The organism is Dactylosporangium sp. NPDC051484 (assembly GCF_040689395.1).
Classification (GTDB): Bacteria; Actinomycetota; Actinomycetes; order Mycobacteriales; family Micromonosporaceae; genus Dactylosporangium.
On the sequence record NZ_JBFAZX010000019.1, the window covers coordinates 1 to 17,203 of the forward strand.

Sequence of the window (17,203 nt, forward strand, 5' to 3'; positions counted from 1 at the left end):
GGGTCTGGGGGGGCCGGGGGGTTTGCTGGGGGGGCGGGGGGGGGGGGGGCACCGGGGGGGGGGGGGCCCCCCCCTTCGCTCCCCCGCCGGTCGAGCGCTCGACCGGCTTCGCACCCCACGACCCGGCCCCGCCGGACGTCCCACCCTGAGGGCCGTTGAAGCTCAGCCCTGCGGGAGCGACAGGTGCTGGTGGACCAGCTTCCACTCACCGCCGGTCCGCCGGAACACCCGGGTGCCGCGGGAGTGGTACTCCGCCGCCGAGCCGTCCGGTCGCGATACCCGGATCCGGTTCAGGCCCCAGCCGACCGCGAGGTCGCCGTCCACGACGACCCGCAGGTCGAGCACATCCCCGGTGACCGTGTCGTCCGATGCCTGCAGCCCCTGCCGGCACACCTCGCGGACCGCGTCGATCCCGATGTACTGCAGCGGCGCCACGTGCTCGTAGGACACCACGTCCGCGGCGATCGGCGCCATCAGCGCGTCGAGGTCCTTGCGCGAGGTGGCCGCGAACCAGCGCTCGTGCGCGAGCTCCTGCGGTGAACGGTTCCGTCACCGCTACAACCCCGGGGCGCGGCGGTGGAGGTGCCGAGAATGCCGGCGGTCTCCAGGGCGCTGAAGCCGAGGAGGTGGCGCAGCAGCAGGGCCGCCCGCTGCCGGGCCGGCAGGTGCTGCAGGGCGGCGACGAACGCGAGCGCCATACCCTCGCGAGCCACCACCCGCGCCTCCGGTAGGGCTCCAGCCAGGCCACCTCGGCGTCCGGGGCCGCGCCCGGCTCCAGGTCGGCCGGCAGCTCCCGGCGCCGGCGGCGCCGCAGCATCGTGAGGCAGCGGTTGGTGGCGATGGTGAACAGCCAGGGGCGCGGCGCATCGCCCGGGATGCCGTCGCGGTGGCGCCAGGCCCGGACCAGAGTTTCCTGCACGGCGTCGTCGGCGTCGTGCACGGAGCCGAGCATCCGGCCTTCGTCCTTCGCGATGTCGCCGAGGGTGATGAGCGCCTCCCGCAGAGATTAGTCGGGGCCCGCCGAAATCTCGGCGGGCCCCGTGTGCGGGAGTCAGTGATCGGTGCAGCAGGGCCGGTTGTTCGGCGGCTCGAACGGCACGAGCACGCCGTTGCGGGCGAACTGGCAGACCAGCGTGAGCACGCCGTCGCGCCAGACCGGCCGGACGAAGTCCCGCGTGTCGACGAGCATCTCCGCAACCGCCGTCATGCCACCCAGGACCACGACCTTCTCGATCGCAGACCCGGCCACGATGGCCGAGACCGCGACCGTGCCCGTGAGCCGCTCCGCGCCCTCGAACAACACCTGGCGGGCCCCCTCCGGGGGCGTGTCCGCCTCGGTGCCGACGGCGACCTGGCCGCCGTCGAAGTATGTGAACGCGGGGCGGCCGGCCGCCAGGATGTGGTGGTCGGCCGCCTGGACGTCGGGGAACCGCATTACCGCGGGAAGACCCAGATCGGGTTCGCGTAGAACCAGAGGTCCTTCCACGGGTCGGCGTCGCCGAGCACGTCGATCGCCGGGCCGACCGGGTCGATCGCCGCGCCGAGGTAGCCGGGGGCGGTGCGGTTGCCGTCGGTGCCGCGCAGGCGGACGTAGAACGGCTTGTCGGCCGGGCCGAGGTCGTAGGTGAACGACACGGTGCCGGTCGACTTGTTGACCTCGAAGCTCTTCACGACCTTGGTGTTCGGGGCCGTGAAGGAGTCCTGGTCGGCGACCGGGCCGGTGACCTCGCCCCGGATGACGTCGACGCGGGCCAGGGCCGGCACGAAGTTCGCCCAGTTCGCCTTGTTGGCCAGGTTGATCCTGATGACCAGCTCGGCGCTCTGGCCGCGGCGCACCACCAGCGAGTCGCCGAGGGTGACGCCGAACGGGGTGCCCTTGACACGCACCTGCACGTCGAGGCCGCTGATCAGGCCGCCGTGGTCGACCCAGACACGCCCGGCCCGCAGGGCGTCCATGACCGCCTGGTAGCTGAAGTTGCGCGCGCCGACGTGGGTGCGGCTGTAGAAGCCCGGCCAGAAGTCGCCCGGGGTCAGGCTGGTCGGCTGCCCGTACACCGGGTCGAAGTGGAACCCGTTGGTGTTGAAGTCGGTGTTGCCCGGGCGCTTCGCCGTCTCCTCGTACACCACGTGCGAGTCCGAGTTGGCGCTGATCCACCAGGTCTTGCCCTCGGCCAGGAGGCTGTCCCAGAGACCGCCGACGGTCGAGGTCATCCAGTCGAAGCCGCCCCAGGTGCGGTAGCTCTCCAGTGGGTAGCCGGGGAAGGACTTGGCGTTGGGGGCGTTCTCGTAGAAGCCGCGGCCGGCGCCGCCACCGTTGGGCTTGGCGATGCCTGCGGCCTGGTGGCCCGGGGCGCCCTCGAAGCCGATCGCGATCCTCGGGTTGGCGTCGCGCCAGCCGCGGATCTCATGCGGCGAGTCGACGCCGTTGCGGGCCGGGTGGTTGGCCAGGAACAGCGCATCCTGGACCCTGCGCTTGGTGACCTGGTCGCCGAGGAACTTGACGCCGGCGATGGCCAAGGCCTCGGTGACCGCGTTCGGGTCGACCGCGCCGACGACCGAACCGTCGAACGTGCCCTCGAACTCCTTGAGCACGGCGAGCTCGTTGGCGCCCGGGTGCACGAAGACCGTGCCGTGCTCCGCGGCCGGGATGTTCCACTCCAGGCCCTGGAAGACGAGCATGTCCTTGTAGTCGTCGCGGGCGGCGCGGATCAGCGGGTTGACCTTGTCCACGCCGATCTTGGAGTGCTGGACGGTGCCGTGGTCGGTGATGACCATCCAGTCCAGGCCGTAGGCGGAGGCGTGCTTGACGTGGTCGTCGACCCGGTACATGCCGTCGCTGCTGAACTGGGTGTGGATGTGGTGGTCGCCGGCGAGCCATTTGTAGTTGTTGAACGTCGGGCGGCCGTGCCCGTGGCGGTCCCGGCCGTCGAAGTCGTGCTCGTCGCCGCCGTGGGCGTGGGCGACGCCGGCGTTGGCCAGCGCGCCGCCCGCGGCGGCGGCCGCGCCCAGCAGGCCGGCGCGGCGCAGGAAGCCGCGGCGGGAGACGTCGCCGGGGGAGAGCTCGCTGTCCGGGATCGACGCGTCGAGCACCGCGGGCACGTCGCCGGCGGCCTGCGGCATGTCCTCGTGGTGATGGTGGTGGTGGCCGTGACCCATGGAGGCTCCGTTTCGGGTTGATGGTCCTCACGGGCGAATCTCGACGCTGATTCCGAACAACAGGTAGCGATACGCCTATGTCCGAGCGAACTTCAGCACGATCACGGCGGCGGCGAGCATTAAGCCAACGACTATCACCGATACATCAGACCAGCTGAAATGCGTTTCCCGGGCGATGGTGCGCGGGCCGCCACGGTCGAACCCGCGCGCCTCCATCGCCGTCGCCAGCCGGATGCCCCGCCGGATGGCGGCCACCAGAAGCCCGAAGAGCGTGGAGAAGAGCCCGGCCCTGGTACCGCGGGCCCGCCGCGCCAGCCGGATCAGCCGGTACTCGTCGGCCAGCAACGGCGCCAGTCGCAGCGCGGCCAGCGCGCCGATCGCGAAGCGCGGCGAGACCCGCAGGTGCGCCACGAGCGAGTCGGCCAGGTCGGTCGGGTCGATCGTGGCGAACACCACGAAGCCGGGCAGCCCGATGGCGAGCAGGCGCAGCGCGTATCCGACGGCGTTCTCGCGCACGTCGAGGCCCGCACCGCCGAGACTGAGGTGGGCGAGGACCGGCGAGTCCCGTGAGCCGAGCAGCACGGTGAAGACGAAGATGCCGGCCGCGGAGGCGAGGATCGGCCAGCCGCGCCGCAACAGGGCGCCGGGGGAGACGCCGGTCAGCGGCAGCGCCGCCAGCAGCGCCCCGATCACGGTCAGCGACGCGACGGGGTCGAGGGTGCTCACCACGGCCGCGGTCACCAGCAGCGCGGCGAGCAGCTTCGCGGTGGCGTCGCGCCGGCCCAGCCAGGTGCTCACCGCGTCAGCTCCAGCCGCCGGTCGCCGATCGCGGCGACGAACTGCGGGTCATGGGTGACCAGCACCAGCGCCCGCCCCTCGTCGCGCAGGTCGGCCAGCAGGGTGACCAGCTCGCGCCAGGTGCGCAGGTCCTGGCCGAACGTCGGCTCGTCGAGCACCAGCACTCGCGGTGCCGCCGCCAGCGCGGTCGCCACGCTGAGGCGCCGCTGCTCCCCGCCGGAGAGGGTGAACGGGTTGGCCAGCGCCAGCCGGTCCAGGTAGAGGCGGGACAGCAGCTCGTCGACGGTGGCTGGGGACGCGCCGCCCAGCGCGAGCTCGGCCCGCACGGTGTCGGTCACGAACTGGTGCTCCGGGTTCTGGAACACCGAGCCGATCCGTCCGGCCAGCCGGGCCGCCCGCCAGCGGTGCGGTGGGCGGGCGGCGTCCGGGCCGGCGAGCGCCGGCGCGGCCACGACCCGGCCGCGGGTGGGTCGGGTCAGCCCGCCGAGCAGCAGGGCCAGGGTGGTCTTGCCGGCGCCGTTCGGGCCCTCGACGGCGAGGGCCTGCCCGCCCAGTACGACCTCGTCGATCGTCTTGTCCGTGTGCGCCAGTCCCAGCCCCTCGGCGGTGAGCAGCGCCTCGCCGGGCGGCCCAGGCGCCTTGCGGGCCGGCATCGGCAACGACCCGGGCGCGGCCGGCGTCCACACCGCGTCGGGGTCCTCGCCGATGACGATCGTGCGGTCGACCAGCGGCAGCGCCTCGTCGACCCGGTGCTCGACGAGCACCATCGTCGCGTCGAGGTCCTGCAGCGCCTTGGCGATGGCGGTGCGAACCAGCTGCGCGCCCTCCGGGTCGAGGTTTGCGGTCGGCTCGTCAAGCAGCAGCAGCCCGGGGCGCAGCGCGATGACCCCGGCGATGGCCAGCCGCTGCTGCTCGCCGCCGGACAGGGCCGCGGTGCCCCGGTCGCGGCCGTAGGGGAAGCCCACCGCCGCCAGGGCCGCGTCGACCCGGGGCCAGATCTCCGCGCGCGGCACGCCCCGGTTCTCCAGGCCGAACGCGACGTCGTCGCCGGCCCGGCTCATGACCAGCTGGGTCTGCGGGTCCTGGAACACGATGCCGGTCTCGCCGCGCCGCTGCTGGGCGGGGCGGCCGTCGATGAGGATCTCGCCCTCCTGCTCGCCGGAGTCCTCGGCGAGCAGGCCGGCCATCGCGGCGAGCACGGTGGACTTGCCCGCACCCGAGGCGCCCTGTAACAGCACCCGCTCGCCGTGCTCGATGCGCAGGTCGAGGTGGCGGACCGCCCAGGCCTTGCGGCCGGCGTGCCGCCACCCGAACCCGCGGAACTCGACGGTGCTCAGACCGCGACCCGCTCCCGGCCGGAGGGGAAGCGGTCCAGCACACCGGTCTTCGACAGGGCGCGCTGCAGGGCCCAGCTCCCGGCGCCGGCGATCACCACGCCGCTGACGACGACGATCGCGGCGTAGGTCCACTTCTGCCCGGCGGTGAAGGTGTCGCCGTAGTAGACACTTAGGTCGAACAGCGCCGCGCCGAGGCCGGCCAGGCCACCCGCGACCAGGGCGTTGCCCAGCCGGTACCCGCGGTAGCCGGTCGCCGCGAAGCCGAACTCGCCGCCGATGCCCTGCACCAGGCCGGACACCACCACCGTGAGGCCCCAGGCCGAGCCGAACAGCGCCGAGACGGTCGCGGCGACGATCTCGGTGTAGAGCCCGGCGCCGGGCTTACGGATGACCAGCGGGCCGAGCACCGCCGGGACCAGCCACACGCCGTAGATCACGGCGCGCCACGGCAGCGCGAAGCTGCTCTCCAGCGCGGTCCACACGTTGTTCCACGCGTAGAAGACCGCGGCGAAGGCCACGGCGATGATCGACGCGACGACGATGTCGACGGTGCGCCAACGGGTCTGCATTGGTGATACCTCCTAGTTCGGGGGTGAACCAGAAGGAGACGCGACGCCACGCCCGCCGCATGAACGGACGGACGTGGCGGCTTGCGTGAGGTGACCGAGCTCCCTGCGCTGGCATTACCCAGATCAGGTTCGAGGGTCTGCGGCGCCGCGTGGCGGCCGCACTCTCAGCGCTGTGCGCTCCCCTGCCGGATGTGCAGTTGTTTTCCGACGGTAACAGTGAACGTTGTTGACCCCTAGTCTCTGGTCATGAAAATCACGGCGCGCTCGCTGACGTTCGACGTGGTGGCCGGTGGTCCGATGGACGGGGACCCGGTACTGCTGCTGCACGGACGGCTTCCCCCAGCACAGCGGCGAGTGGGCGGCCGTCACCCCGGCGCTGCACGCCGCCGGCCTGCGCACCCACGCCCTCGATCAGCGGGGCGTCTCACCCGGCGCACCACCGACCCCGAGCAGCGCGAGCGCTCCGTACGTGTGGAGCGACGGCGACCGGGCCATCGGCGCCACGGCCGCCCGCACCTGCGCCGAGCACGTGGACGCGGACTACCGGTTCGTCCGGCTTGCGGGGATCAGTCACTGGATCCCCGATTAGGCGCCATCTGAGGTCGCCGAGGCGATCCTGGCCCGCTGCCTCGCCTGAGGCATGGCGAACGCTACCGGTGGGTAATAACCTGGCCGTAGGTTGCTCTACACCTAGGACCGTCTACCTGGGGGTGGCCATGGTTTCCACGTCGGTGCGCGCGGAGCGGGAAGCGCGCAAGGTCATCGAGGAGAGCCGCGAGACCGAGTGGAAGAAGCCCAGCTTCGGCAAGGAGCTCTTCCTCGGCCGGTTGCGCCTCGATCTCATCGACCCGTTGCCGGAGCTCGACCCGGCCGCCGAGGCTCGCGGCGCCGAGTTCCAGGCGAAGCTCGCCGCGTACCTGTCCGCCGAGGTCGACGGCCAGCAGATCGAGCGCGACGCGCGCATCCCGGACGAGGTCCTGCGCTCGCTGGGCGAGCTGGGTGCCTTCGGGATGAAGATCGACGAGGAGTACGGCGGGCTCGGCCTGACCAATCTCGACTACTGCCGCGCGCTGATGCTCACCGGCTCGGTCAACCCGTCCATCGGCGCGCTGCTGTCGGCGCACCAGTCCATCGGCGTGCCGCAGCCGCTCAAGCTGGTCGGCACGGACGAGCAGAAGCAGCGCTTCCTGCCCCGGCTGGCCGGCGGCGAGGTGTCGGCGTTCCTGCTCACCGAGCCCGAGGTGGGCTCCTACCCGGCGAATCTGCGCACCTCGGCGGTACCGACGCCGGAGGGTGACTACCTGCTCAACGGCGTCAAGCTGTGGGCGACCAACGGCACCCTGGCCACGCTGTTCGTGGTCATGGCGCTGGTGCCCAGGAGCGAGGGGCACCGCGGCGGCATCACCGCGTTCGTGGTCGAGGGTGACGCGCCCGGCGTGACGGTCGAGCGGCGCAACGCGTTCATGGGGCTGCGCGGCCTGGAGAACTCCGTCACCCGCTTCCACGACGTGCGGGTGCCGGCCGCGAACGTCATCGGCGGCGAGGGCCACGGCCTGCGCGTCGCGCTGAGCACGCTCAACACCGGGCGGCTGTCGCTGCCCGCGATGTGCGTCGGGGCCGGCAAGTGGTGCCTCGGTGTGGCGCGCGAGTGGGCCGCCGAGCGGGTGCAGATGGGCCGGCCGATCGGCGCCTACGAGGCGATCGAGAAGAAGATCGCGTTCATGGCCGGGTCGACGTACGGCATGGAGGCGATGCTCGAGGTCTCCTGCCGCCTGGCCGACGACAACCGCAACGACATCCGCATCGAGGCGGCGCTGGTCAAGCTCTACGCCACGGAGCTTGCCTGGAGGATCGCCGACGACCTGGTGCAGATCCGGGGCGGGCGCGGCTACGAGACCGCCGACTCGCTCGCCGCCCGCGGCGAGCGCGCGATCCCGGCCGAGCAGATGCTGCGCGACCTGCGGATCAATCGGATCTTCGAGGGCTCGACCGAGATCATGCACCTGGCCATCGCCCGCGAGGCCGTCGACGCGCACCTGTCCGTCGCCGGGGATCTCATCGACCCCGAGGCCGGCCTCGGGCGCAAGGCGAAGGCGGCCGGGCGGGCCGGCGGCTTCTACGCGAAGTGGCTGCCGACGCTCGTGGCCGGCAAGGGGCAGCTGCCGGGCGGTTACGCAGAGTTCGGGCCGCTCGCCGGGCACCTGCGCTACGTCGAGCGGGCCTCGCGCCGGCTCGCCCGCGAGACCTTCTACGGGATGGCCCGCTGGCAGGGCAGGCTCGAGCGCAAGCAGGGCTTCCTCGGCCGGGTCGTGGACATCGGGGCGGAGCTGTTCGCGATGTCGGCGGCGTGCGTGAAGGCCCGAGCCGAGCGCGCGGAGCGCCCGGAGGGTGTGGAGCTGGCCGACCTGTTCTGCCGGCAGGCGACGCTGCGGGCCGAGGCGTTCTTCCGCGAGTTGTGGGACAACGCCGACGCCGTCGAGGCGTCCGCGGCCAAGCGCGTCCTGCGGGGGCGCTACCGCTCGCTCGAGGACGGCATCGTGCCACCGCCCCCCGCCGGCGCCTGGACCGCCGACTGGGCCCCGGGCCCGTCGACGGCGCAGGACGTGCGCCGCCGGTTCTAAGTCCTGGATCGGCTCCGGACCGAGCTCCGCTAACGGTCCTCCCGGACGTGGCTCACCGCGTCAGCCACGATGTGCGCGACATGCTCATCGATCAGAGTGTATGCAATCTCTCGGCCCCGGCGTGCCCCGCGCACCACGCCGGCGCCGCGCAGGACGCGCAGATGCTGCGAGACGAGGGGCTGCGGCGCGCCGAGCGTCTCGACCAGCTCGTGCACGCAGCGGGGGCCGTCGGCGAGCTCGGTGACGATCCGGATCCGCAGCGGTGCCGACAGGGCTCGCAGTAGCTCGCCGGCCGCCTCGTAGCTGTCAGGCCCCGGCATGTGCGTCGCCGGCGAGGTCGAGGGGGCCGGCCGCGCCCGGTGTACCCGGCGACTCGGCCGGAAGTGCTCCGGAGCGCCGGCGGGCGCCGCGCGTGGCGCGTACGGCCGCGGCGCCGACGGTGACAACGAAGAATCCGGCGATCGCCAGCAGCACGACGGTGGCCCCGGGCCCGGTGTCGATCGCGGTCGACAGCCACACGCCGAAGCCGGAGACGAGCAGGCCGAGGCCGACGGCGGCCAGCATCGTGGCCCGGAACCCGCGGGTGATCTGCTGTGCGGTCGCCACCGGGACCACCATGAGCGCGCTGACGAGCAGCAGCCCGACGGCCCGCATGGCGACGGTGACGGTGACGGCCGTGGTGATGGCGAGGATCAGGTTGAGCGTGCGCACCGGCAGGCCGGACACGCGCGCGTACTCCTCGTCGTGGCACACGGCGAACAGCCACGGGCGCAGCAGGAACGCCACGGCCAGCACCGCGGCGCCGAGGATCAGCATCACGGTCAGGTCCTGCCGGCTGGTCGTCAGCGGCGAACCGAACAGGTATGTCACCAGGCTCCGGCTGCTCTGCTCGTCGGAGAGGTTGACCAGCACCACGCCGCCGGAGATGCCGCCGTAGAACAGCATCGACAGGGCGATGTCGCCGGAGGTCCGGCCGCGCTCGCGGACCAGCTCGATGACGACGGCGCCGGCCGCCGCGGCGAGCACCGCCATCAGCACGGGGGAGCTGTGCAGCAGCAGCCCCAGCCCGACACCGGTGAGCGCGACGTGGCCGAGACCGTCGCCGATCAGCGACAGCCGCCGCTGCACCAGGTAGACGCCGATGGCCGGGGCGGAGGCGCCGGTGACGAGCGCCCCGAGCAGGGCGCGGATCATGAAGTCGTACGCGAAGATGTTCATGTGCCCGCTCAGGCCGCGGCGGCGTGCGGGTGCACGTGGTCGTTGTCGGTCTCCGGCGGTGCCCCGTCGTGCACGATCTCGCCGCGGTTCACCACGATCGCGCGGGTGATCAGCGGCCGCAGCGGGCCCAGCTCGTGCGCGACGAACACCACCGTGCCGCCCTGGCCGACGAAGTGCCGCAGGCACCCGGCGAACAGCTCCTGGCTGACCGCGTCGACCCCGGCGGTGGGCTCGTCGAGCACCAGCAGCTCGGGCCCGCCGGCCAGGGCGCGGGCGATGAGCACGCGCTGCTGCTGGCCGCCGGAGAGCACGGAGACCGGCTCGCGGGAGCGATCGGCGAGGCCGACCGCGCTCAGCGCCTCGTCGACGGCCCGCCGGTCGGCGGTGGAGGCGGGGCGCAGGAAGCCGCGCCGGGCCAGCCGGCCCTCGGCGACGACCTCGGCGACGGTGGCGGGCACGCCGCTGCCGGCGCCGACGCGTTGCGGCACGTAGCCGATGCGGTGCCAGCCGCGGAAGCGCCGCAGCGGGGTGTCGAAGAGCCGCACCTCGCCGTCGGCGAGCGGGACCAGCCCCATTGAGGCCTTCACGAGCGTGGACTTGCCCGAGCCGTTGGCGCCGAGCACGGCGACCACTTCGCCGGCGCGCACCGAGAGCGAGACCCGGTCGAGCACCGGCCGGCCATCGTAGGCGACGATCGCCCGTTCGACCTGGAGAACCACCCTCCGAGCGTGCCTGATAATGGGAATCGTTGTCAACTTGCTTTGTATGCGGCCGCGACCACCAGCAGCGTGAGGATGAGCACTCGGGTGACGCGCATCGGCGGCGGCGTCACCGCCCAGGTCTTGCTCAGCACCCAGATCAGGCCGGCGGCCACGAGCAGCAGCACCGCCGATCCGACGATGCCCGGCAGCAGCAGCCCGGCGAACACCACCGCGGCGGCTAACAGGAACGCCAGGGTCCGGTTGAGCCGGGCCAGCCGGTTCAGCACCCGCTCGGTCATGCTCTAGCGCTTCCTTCCATGTGCCCGCGGTTCCGTGTGCCCGCGGTTCCGTATGCTCGGCCACATGCTCGTGATGACCAGGTTCGTCGTCGAGGACGACGAGGACTTCGCCGGGCGCGCGCACGCCGCGCTCGCCGCCCTCGCAGCCTGCCCAGGGTACCTTCGCGGCCGCCTCGGACGCGCGTACGACGATCCGGCGCACTGGAGCATCGTCACGGAGTGGGAGTCCGTCGGCTCGTACCGGCGGGCGCTGTCCAACTTCGACGTGAAGGTGCACGCCACCCCGCTGCTTGCCCAGGCGCTCGACGAGCCCTCGGCGTTCGAGGTGCTGGCCGAGAGCGGACCCGGCGGGGAGCTCAAGGTCACCGCCAGTGACCGTGCCTGAGGTTGGATAGGCTGATGCCATGATGCCGCCTCAGGTCGGCCCCCACCCCGAGTGGAGCGTGCCCGACGAGGTACCCCCGCCGCCGCGCGGGCCGGGCGTGCTCGCCCCCTTCGCGGCGCCCCCGCGCGACCGCGATCTGCGGGGGCTGTGGATCGCCCTGGGGGTCGGCGGCCTCGTCCTAGTGCTGTGCTGCATCGCCGGCGTCGTCGGCCTCGGCTTCCTGCTGCCCTACGCCAACTCCCTCGGCAAGGACCAGGTCGCCTCGGTCGTGAAGGACTACCTGACGGCCGTGCGTGACGAGGACTTCGCCACCGCCCGGCGGCAACTGTGCGACAGCGAGCGCAAGACCCACTCCCTCGGCTGGTTCGAGGACCGCTACGGCCGGGCGCGGGTCACCGACTTCGCGGTCAACGCCGACGACGTCACGTTCGAGAACGTGATCACCGTCCCGGCCCGGGTGCTGCAGGACGGCAACTGGAGGCAGGAGCGGTACACCATGGAACAGGCCGGCGCCCGATACCTGATCTGCGGCGGGCTGGATTAGCTTCGGCGGGCTTCGGCGAGCCCAGCCCGGAGCGCCGGGCACCGTGGCGCGCCGGTTAATCTGGTGCGGCTCGCCCCGGCGCAACCGTACCGTCGATGGTGACGTTGACGGTTTTGTCCGGGTCAGCGCCGGGCATCCGCCGGTGCTCCGCTACACACGACGTCCCTACAGTCTCCACATACGACAACCAGCCTTGCCGACAGCCAGTCGCCGTGAGGCCGAGGAGGAACCATGGCCGCAGACCGCATCGATTCCGTCGTCAGCCTCGCGAAGCGCCGCGGCTTTGTCTTCCCGTCGAGCGAGATCTACGGGGGCACGCGTTCGGCCTGGGACTACGGCCCGCTGGGTGTCGAGCTCAAGGACAACGTCCGCCGCCAGTGGTGGCGAAACATGGTCCAGCAGCGCGACGACATCGTCGGCCTCGACTCCGCCGTCATCCTGGCCCGCGACGTCTGGACCGCCTCGGGTCATGTCGACGCGTTCGTCGACCCGCTGACCGAGTGTGCCTCGTGTCACAAGCGGTTCCGCGCCGACCACCTCGAGGAGGCGTGGGTCGAGAAGAACGGCGCGGCCAAGCCCTTCGTGCTCGGCGAGATCAACTGCCCCAACTGCGGCAACAAGGGCACCTTCAGCGAGCCGCGCATGTTCAACGGCCTGATGAAGACCTACCTGGGCGCGGTCGAGAACGACGAGGGCCTGCACTACCTGCGGCCGGAGACCGCCCAGGGCATCTTCGTCAACTTCAACAACGTCGCCGGCGCCGCCCGCAAGAAGCCGCCGTTCGGCATCGCGCAGGTCGGCAAGAGCTTCCGCAACGAGATCACCCCGGGCAACTTCATCTTCCGCACCCGCGAGTTCGAGCAGATGGAGATGGAGTTCTTCGTCGAGCCCGGCAGCGACGAGCAGTGGCACGAGTACTGGCTGCAGGAGCGCTGGAACTGGTACATCGACCTCGGCCTCTCCGCGGACAACCTGCGCTACTACGAGCACCCGAAGGAGAAGCTCTCCCACTACTCGAAGCGCACGGTCGACATCGAGTACCGCTTCCGCTTCGGCGGCCAGGAGTTCTCCGAGCTCGAGGGCATCGCCAACCGGACCGACTTCGACCTCACCACCCACTCCAAGCACTCCGGCGTCGACCTGTCGTACTTCGACCAGGAGAAGAAGGAACGCTGGGTGCCCTACGTCATCGAGCCGGCCGCCGGTCTGACCCGCGCGGTGCTCGCGTTCCTGCTCGAGGCGTATGACGAGGACGAGGCGCCGAACACCAGCGGCAGCGTCGACAAGCGCACGGTCATGCGGTTCGACAAGCGGCTCGCCCCGGTCAAGGCGGCGGTCCTGCCGCTGTCGCGCAACGCCGACCTGTCGCCGAAGGCCCGCGACCTGGCCGCCCAGCTGCGCAAGCGCTGGACGGTCGACTTCGACGACGCGCAGGGCATCGGCCGGCGGTACCGTCGCCAGGACGAGATCGGCACCCCGTTCTGCCTGACGGTCGACTTCGAGACGCTCAACGACGACGCCGTGACCATCCGTGACCGCGACTCGATGGCCCAGGAGCGCGTGTCCCTGGACCAGGTCGAGCGCTACCTGCTCGAGCGGCTCCCTGGCTGTTAGTTAGCCTGGCTCTCGCTTCGCTCGAGCATCGGTGGGGGGTTCCCACCCCACACCCCCATGCCCGCTTCGCGAGCACTTTTTGCGGGCGCTTGCGCGCAGTGGTTCCGTGCGTGCAGGGGCTGTGCGCGGTAGCCGCGGGTTCTGTGGGTGCTGCGGGCAGTGGTTGCGGTTCCGTGTGGACGCTGTGCGCGGTAACCGCAGTGTTCTGTGGGCGCTGTGCGCGGTAGCCGCAGTTATCTGCGGGGGCTGCGCGCAGTGGCTGCGGTCTTTTGTGGGCGCTGGGTGGGCCGTCTTGCGGGGGCCTGTGTGCCGATGGGAGCCGCCGGTGGAGCGTTAGAAGGCGAAGCCGCCGGGGCGGTTGTTTCTGTCGGCGAGCAGGCCGGCGAGGGTTGCCAGGGCGATCTCGGCGGGGGTCCGCGAGCCGATGTTCAGCCCGATCGGCCGGTGTACCCGGGCGATGTCGTCCTCGGTGACGCCGAGCGCCCGCAGCGCCGCGACGTGCGGCGCGGTGTGCCGCGGGCTGCCCATCACCCCGACCCAGCGGGCCGGCGAGGCCAGCGCGTCGCGTAGCGCCGCGCCCAGTTCGGGGCGGTCGTGGTCGGTCACCACTACGTCGGTGCCGGCGTCGATGGTCACGTCCGCCAGGCCAGCACCGTCGAGCCGCGGATCGGCGAGCGCGACCCGGTAGCCCAGCGTCGCGGCGAAGTGCAGCAGGTGGGTGGCGACGGGCGAGTCGAACACCGCGACCACGGCGCGGCCGTCCGGCGCCGGCTCGACGGCGCCGTGGGCCAGCGCGCAGGCCTGGGAGTCGAAGTCAGCGACCATGGGTTCACACTCCGAAGTGTTCGTCAGCGCTTCATGCCGACGGTACCAATCGAACGGGTAGCCTCCTCCCGTGACGCTGACCCAGGAGACGCCCGCGCCGTCCGAGCCGGTGCCCGCGCGGCGACGGTGGCGGGTCGGATCGGTCGAGGTGCTGGCGGCCGTGCTCGTGCTCGTGGTGCTGCTGCGCGGCCCGATCACGCGATCGCTCGCCACGCCGGCGCTGCAGACCTGGCTCACCGTGTTCGTGTCCGTGCTGACCCAGGCGATGCCGTTCCTCGTCTTCGGCGTGGTGCTGTCCGCGATCATCGCCGTGTTCGTGCCGCCCTCGTTCTTCACCCGGGCGTTGCCGTCGCATCCGGCGTTCGCGGTGCCGACGGCGAGTGTCGCCGGCGTGGTGCTGCCCGGCTGTGAGTGCGCGTCGGTGCCGGTGGCCGGGGCGCTGGTGCGCCGCGGGGTGACGCCGGCCGCCGCGTTCGCGTTCCTGCTCGCCTCGCCGGCCGTGAACCCGATCGTGCTGATCTCGACGGCGGTCGCGTTCCCCGGCCAGCCGCAGATGGTGATCGCCCGGGCCGTGACCAGCCTCGTGGTCGCGTGCCTGATGGGCTGGTTGTGGCAGGCGTTCGGTAAGGGCAGCTGGCTGCGCATGCCGTCGCGGGCCCACCTGGAGGGCATGGCCAAGTGGCCGGCGTTCTGGGCTTCGGTGCGTCACGACGTCCTGCACGCCGGCGGGTTTCTGGTCATCGGGGCGGCCTCAGCGGCGATCATCGCGGTCGTGGTGCCCCAGTCGTGGCTCGCGCACCTGGCCGCCAACCCGGTGCTGGCGATCGTGGCCCTCGGCCTGCTGGCCGTGCTGCTGTCGATCTGCTCGGAGGCAGACGCGTTCGTCGCCGCGTCGCTCACCCAGTTCTCGCTGACCGCGCGCCTGGCGTTCCTCGTCGTCGGGCCGATGGTCGACCTGAAGCTGTTCGCGATGCAGGCCGGCATCTTCGGCCGCCGGTTCGCGCTGCGCTTCGCCCCCGCCACGTTCGTCGTGGCGATCCTCGCCGCCGCCGCGTTGGGACCGGTGCTGTTGTGAACAAGCAGGCCCAGGCCGTCATCCTGCTGCTGGTCGGGGGCGCGGTGCTGCGCGCCAGCCTGACCGGGCAATACCTCAACTACGTCAAGGCGGGGCTGCAGCCCTACCTCGTGGCCGCCGGCGTCCTTCTGGTGCTCGTCGGGCTCTTCACGCTGTGGTATGAGCTGCGGCCCGGACACCGTCACGAGCACGAGCACGAGCACGAGCACGACGGGCACGGCCACGCGCACGGCGGGCCGAAGGTGGCCTGGCTGCTGCTGGCGCCGGTGCTCGGGCTGCTGCTGTTCGCCCCGCCGGCGCTGGGCTCCTACGCGGCCGGGCGCACCGGGTCGGCGGTCACCGCACGCTCTGAGTACGCACCGCTGCCGGCGGGCGACCCGGTGCGGCTGACGATGCTCGACTACGCCTCCCGGGCGATCTTCGATCGGGGCGCCTCGCTCGGCGAGCGGCGCATCGAGCTCACCGGCTTCGCGATGCGTGGCCCGCAGGACTCTTGGCTGCTGGCCCGGATGATGGTCAGCTGCTGCGCCGCCGACGCCCGGCCGGTGAAGGTCGCGCTCGGCGGCGAGCTGCCCGAGGGCCTGGCCGACCAGCAGTGGCTGCGGATCACTGGCAAGTACAGCGGTCGTGAGCTGCAGGATCAGGTCAACGGCGAGGCGATCCCATTCATTGAGGTGTCCGAGGTCACCTTGATACCGGTGCCGCAGGAGCAGTACGAGTCGTAGGTGACCCACGCACACCCCGCCCTGCTGGTCCTCGTCCGGCACGCCGAGTCCGCCCGCAACATCGCCAAGAAGGGCAGCGTCTACTTCGCCGACGACGCGGCCCGCCGGGCCCTGCGGGGCGTGCCCGACCACCTCGTCGAGCTGACCCCGGACGGGCACAAGCAGGCCGCGCAGACCGGTCAGGGCATCCGCGACCGCTTCGGAGTCTTCGACCATGTGTTCACCAGCGGCTACACGCGCACCGAGCAGACCGCGCAGGGGATCCTCGAGGCATACCCGGCCGCCGAGCGCAACGGGATGCCGGTCAAGTCGGAGCTGTTCATCCGCGAGCGCGACCCGGGCTTCGCCTACGACATGACGACGGCCGAGGCCGAGGCGGCGTTCCCGTGGCTCAACGAGTACTGGCAGACCTTCGGCGGCTTCATGGCCCGCCCGCCCGGCGGGGAGAGCCTCGCCGACGTCACCGGGCGGGTGCACACGTTTCTCAACGCGCTCTGCCGCGACCACGCCGGCCAGAAGATCATGGTCGTCACGCACGGCGGCACGCTGCGCTGCTTCCGGTTCCTGCTGGAGGGCTGGAGCTACTCGCAGGCGCAGCACTGGCCCGAGGGCGGGGGGCCGGAGAACTGCGGCGTCACGACCTACCGCGACGCGGGAGACGGGCTCGTGCTCGAGGACTACAACCAGGTCTACTGGACGGTCGGCTCCTCCGTCGGCGGCATCTGAGACCCGCCGCTGCCGGCCGTCGGCGCGCTGATCGCCGCCGTCGTTCGTGCGGGCCGCAAGCGCTCCCGGGCGCCGCGCAGGTAGTGATCGCGGTGGCGTACTGTCGCGGCAGCAGTCGATGAACGGGGGACGATGCACATCACGCTGACGGTCCAGCCGGACCGGGGCCGGACCCGCAGGTCGGTGCGGGCGCGGATGCGCGGCAAGCTGCGTTCGTGGAGCCTCGTGGGCGGTGGGCTTTCGGCGGCCGGCCTCGGCGCGCTCCTCCTCGGCATCCCCGTCGGTGCCGGCATCCTGATCACCCCCGGCGTGGTGCTCCTCGTGGGCCCGTGGCTGCTCACCCGTGCGGCGGCGAAGGCGCGCACGGGCGTGTTCGTGGAGACGGCGACGTATGAGCTGACCGACGAGGCGGTCCGCGTGCACACGCAGAGCCTGCGGGCCGGCTACGAGTGGACGGCGGTCGAGCGGGTCGAGGACACCGGCGAGTTCTGGGTGGTGGTGATCGGCGGCGCGGGCGTCCTGGTGGTGCCGTGGACGCTGCTGCCGACGGGCGAGGCGCGCAAGGCCCGCGACTTCCTGACCGGCCTGGGCCTGATGGTCGCCGTCTGAC

19 protein-coding genes, 2 pseudogenes and 1 riboswitch are annotated in these 17,203 nt (G+C 72.0%); of the genes and pseudogenes, 9 read left to right on the forward strand and 12 right to left on the reverse strand.

The features are described 5' to 3' along the window. Positions 1-162: 162 nt before the first annotated feature. The 7 genes and pseudogenes from AB0367_RS26040 to AB0367_RS26070 form a co-directional block, all read right to left on the reverse strand. Positions 163-474, reverse strand: a complete 312-nt coding sequence (locus AB0367_RS26040) for a nuclear transport factor 2 family protein (RefSeq protein WP_366229038.1) — start codon at positions 472-474, stop codon at positions 163-165. 95 nt (positions 475-569) lie between these two features. After that, positions 570-955: pseudogene (locus tag AB0367_RS26045) on the reverse strand (sigma-70 family RNA polymerase sigma factor); the annotation flags it as partial. A gap of 96 nt (positions 956-1,051) precedes the next feature. Continuing rightward, a complete protein-coding gene (locus AB0367_RS26050; RefSeq protein WP_366229039.1) occupies positions 1,052-1,435 on the reverse strand; it encodes a hypothetical protein in 384 nt (127 codons plus the stop codon). Continuing rightward, positions 1,435-3,156 carry a PHP domain-containing protein gene (locus tag AB0367_RS26055; RefSeq protein WP_366229040.1) on the reverse strand — a complete coding sequence of 574 codons (1,722 nt, stop codon included), beginning with the start codon at positions 3,154-3,156 and terminating at the stop codon, positions 1,435-1,437. Before AB0367_RS26055 ends, AB0367_RS26050 begins: the two co-directional genes overlap by 1 nt. A gap of 75 nt (positions 3,157-3,231) precedes the next feature. Next, complete coding sequence (locus AB0367_RS26060) at positions 3,232-3,954, reverse strand: energy-coupling factor transporter transmembrane component T (RefSeq protein WP_366229041.1); 723 nt, start codon at positions 3,952-3,954, stop codon at positions 3,232-3,234. Further along, the gene (locus AB0367_RS26065; RefSeq protein WP_366229169.1) at positions 3,951-5,291 is read right to left on the reverse strand and encodes an ATP-binding cassette domain-containing protein; all 1,341 of its coding nucleotides are present in this window, start codon (positions 5,289-5,291) and stop codon (positions 3,951-3,953) included. Before AB0367_RS26065 ends, AB0367_RS26060 begins: the two co-directional genes overlap by 4 nt. Then, the gene (locus AB0367_RS26070) at positions 5,288-5,860 is read right to left on the reverse strand and encodes an ECF transporter S component (protein ID WP_366229042.1); all 573 of its coding nucleotides are present in this window, start codon (positions 5,858-5,860) and stop codon (positions 5,288-5,290) included. Before AB0367_RS26070 ends, AB0367_RS26065 begins: the two co-directional genes overlap by 4 nt. Before the next feature lie 82 nt (positions 5,861-5,942). Beyond that, a riboswitch (TPP riboswitch) is annotated at positions 5,943-6,054 on the reverse strand. Between the two features lie 52 nt (positions 6,055-6,106). Between AB0367_RS26070 and AB0367_RS26075 the strand changes: the two are divergent. Then, positions 6,107-6,449: pseudogene (locus tag AB0367_RS26075) on the forward strand (hypothetical protein). Positions 6,450-6,576: 127 nt separating this feature from the next. After that, positions 6,577-8,481 carry an acyl-CoA dehydrogenase family protein gene (locus AB0367_RS26080; RefSeq protein ID WP_366229043.1) on the forward strand — a complete coding sequence of 635 codons (1,905 nt, stop codon included), beginning with the start codon at positions 6,577-6,579 and terminating at the stop codon, positions 8,479-8,481. Positions 8,482-8,510: 29 nt separating this feature from the next. Here AB0367_RS26080 and AB0367_RS26085 read toward each other — a convergent pair whose 3' ends face one another. Genes AB0367_RS26085 through AB0367_RS26100 form a run of 4 tightly spaced genes read right to left on the reverse strand, consistent with a single transcriptional unit; the run spans position 8,511 to position 10,699 of the window. Continuing rightward, the gene (locus AB0367_RS26085; protein ID WP_366229044.1) at positions 8,511-8,801 is read right to left on the reverse strand and encodes a metalloregulator ArsR/SmtB family transcription factor; all 291 of its coding nucleotides are present in this window, start codon (positions 8,799-8,801) and stop codon (positions 8,511-8,513) included. Further along, positions 8,788-9,699: a metal ABC transporter permease gene (locus AB0367_RS26090; protein ID WP_366229045.1), complete on the reverse strand. Its 912-nt coding sequence runs from the start codon at positions 9,697-9,699 to the stop codon at positions 8,788-8,790. Before AB0367_RS26090 ends, AB0367_RS26085 begins: the two co-directional genes overlap by 14 nt. Positions 9,700-9,707: 8 nt before the next feature. Beyond that, entirely contained in the window at positions 9,708-10,418 is a 711-nt protein-coding gene (locus AB0367_RS26095; protein ID WP_366229046.1) for a metal ABC transporter ATP-binding protein, read from the reverse strand. Between the two features lie 32 nt (positions 10,419-10,450). Beyond that, the gene (locus AB0367_RS26100) at positions 10,451-10,699 is read right to left on the reverse strand and encodes a DUF6703 family protein (RefSeq protein ID WP_366229047.1); all 249 of its coding nucleotides are present in this window, start codon (positions 10,697-10,699) and stop codon (positions 10,451-10,453) included. Between the two features lie 64 nt (positions 10,700-10,763). Between AB0367_RS26100 and AB0367_RS26105 the strand changes: the two genes are divergently transcribed. From AB0367_RS26105 to AB0367_RS26115, 3 genes are all read left to right on the forward strand, one after another. Then, the gene (locus AB0367_RS26105) at positions 10,764-11,084 is read left to right on the forward strand and encodes an antibiotic biosynthesis monooxygenase (RefSeq protein ID WP_366229048.1); all 321 of its coding nucleotides are present in this window, start codon (positions 10,764-10,766) and stop codon (positions 11,082-11,084) included. Positions 11,085-11,103: 19 nt separating this feature from the next. After that, on the forward strand, positions 11,104-11,628 hold the full coding sequence (locus tag AB0367_RS26110) for a hypothetical protein (protein WP_366229049.1): 525 nt from the start codon (positions 11,104-11,106) through the stop codon (positions 11,626-11,628). 231 nt (positions 11,629-11,859) lie between these two features. After that, positions 11,860-13,242 carry a glycine--tRNA ligase gene (locus tag AB0367_RS26115; protein ID WP_366229050.1) on the forward strand — a complete coding sequence of 461 codons (1,383 nt, stop codon included), beginning with the start codon at positions 11,860-11,862 and terminating at the stop codon, positions 13,240-13,242. 333 nt (positions 13,243-13,575) lie between these two features. Here AB0367_RS26115 and AB0367_RS26120 read toward each other — a convergent pair whose 3' ends face one another. Then, positions 13,576-14,067, reverse strand: coding sequence for an XdhC family protein (locus AB0367_RS26120; protein ID WP_366229051.1), 492 nt, complete (start codon positions 14,065-14,067; stop codon positions 13,576-13,578). A gap of 76 nt (positions 14,068-14,143) precedes the next feature. Between AB0367_RS26120 and AB0367_RS26125 the strand changes: the two genes are divergently transcribed. The 4 genes from AB0367_RS26125 (at position 14,144) to AB0367_RS26140 (ending at position 17,202) form a co-directional block, all read left to right on the forward strand. Further along, positions 14,144-15,142 carry a permease gene (locus tag AB0367_RS26125; RefSeq protein WP_366229170.1) on the forward strand — a complete coding sequence of 333 codons (999 nt, stop codon included), beginning with the start codon at positions 14,144-14,146 and terminating at the stop codon, positions 15,140-15,142. Next, positions 15,139-15,867 (forward strand): TIGR03943 family protein, encoded by a 729-nt coding sequence (locus AB0367_RS26130; RefSeq protein WP_366229052.1) that lies wholly within the window; start codon positions 15,139-15,141, stop codon positions 15,865-15,867. Before AB0367_RS26125 ends, AB0367_RS26130 begins: the two co-directional genes overlap by 4 nt. Next, positions 15,868-16,593 (forward strand): histidine phosphatase family protein, encoded by a 726-nt coding sequence (locus AB0367_RS26135; protein WP_366229053.1) that lies wholly within the window; start codon positions 15,868-15,870, stop codon positions 16,591-16,593. It begins immediately after the preceding gene. A gap of 132 nt (positions 16,594-16,725) precedes the next feature. Further along, the gene (locus AB0367_RS26140) at positions 16,726-17,202 is read left to right on the forward strand and encodes a YcxB family protein (protein ID WP_366229054.1); all 477 of its coding nucleotides are present in this window, start codon (positions 16,726-16,728) and stop codon (positions 17,200-17,202) included. Position 17,203: the final 1 nt, after the last annotated feature.

What these genes read in the sequence shown, in the direction of transcription:
- AB0367_RS26040 (WP_366229038.1), bottom strand. Translation starts at nt 474, where the DNA reads ATGGCGCCGATCGCCGCGGACGTGGTGTCCTACGAGCACGTGGCGCCG.
- AB0367_RS26050 (WP_366229039.1), bottom strand. Translation starts at nt 1,435, where the DNA reads ATGCGGTTCCCCGACGTCCAGGCGGCCGACCACCACATCCTGGCGGCC.
- AB0367_RS26055 (WP_366229040.1), bottom strand. Translation starts at nt 3,156, where the DNA reads ATGGGTCACGGCCACCACCACCATCACCACGAGGACATGCCGCAGGCC.
- AB0367_RS26070 (WP_366229042.1), bottom strand. Translation starts at nt 5,860, where the DNA reads ATGCAGACCCGTTGGCGCACCGTCGACATCGTCGTCGCGTCGATCATC.
- AB0367_RS26080 (WP_366229043.1), top strand. Translation starts at nt 6,577, where the DNA reads ATGGTTTCCACGTCGGTGCGCGCGGAGCGGGAAGCGCGCAAGGTCATC.
- AB0367_RS26085 (WP_366229044.1), bottom strand. Translation starts at nt 8,801, where the DNA reads ATGCCGGGGCCTGACAGCTACGAGGCGGCCGGCGAGCTACTGCGAGCC.
- AB0367_RS26090 (WP_366229045.1), bottom strand. Translation starts at nt 9,699, where the DNA reads ATGAACATCTTCGCGTACGACTTCATGATCCGCGCCCTGCTCGGGGCG.
- AB0367_RS26100 (WP_366229047.1), bottom strand. Translation starts at nt 10,699, where the DNA reads ATGACCGAGCGGGTGCTGAACCGGCTGGCCCGGCTCAACCGGACCCTG.
- AB0367_RS26105 (WP_366229048.1), top strand. Translation starts at nt 10,764, where the DNA reads ATGCTCGTGATGACCAGGTTCGTCGTCGAGGACGACGAGGACTTCGCC.
- AB0367_RS26110 (WP_366229049.1), top strand. Translation starts at nt 11,104, where the DNA reads ATGATGCCGCCTCAGGTCGGCCCCCACCCCGAGTGGAGCGTGCCCGAC.
- AB0367_RS26115 (WP_366229050.1), top strand. Translation starts at nt 11,860, where the DNA reads ATGGCCGCAGACCGCATCGATTCCGTCGTCAGCCTCGCGAAGCGCCGC.
- AB0367_RS26120 (WP_366229051.1), bottom strand. Translation starts at nt 14,067, where the DNA reads ATGGTCGCTGACTTCGACTCCCAGGCCTGCGCGCTGGCCCACGGCGCC.
- AB0367_RS26140 (WP_366229054.1), top strand. Translation starts at nt 16,726, where the DNA reads ATGCACATCACGCTGACGGTCCAGCCGGACCGGGGCCGGACCCGCAGG.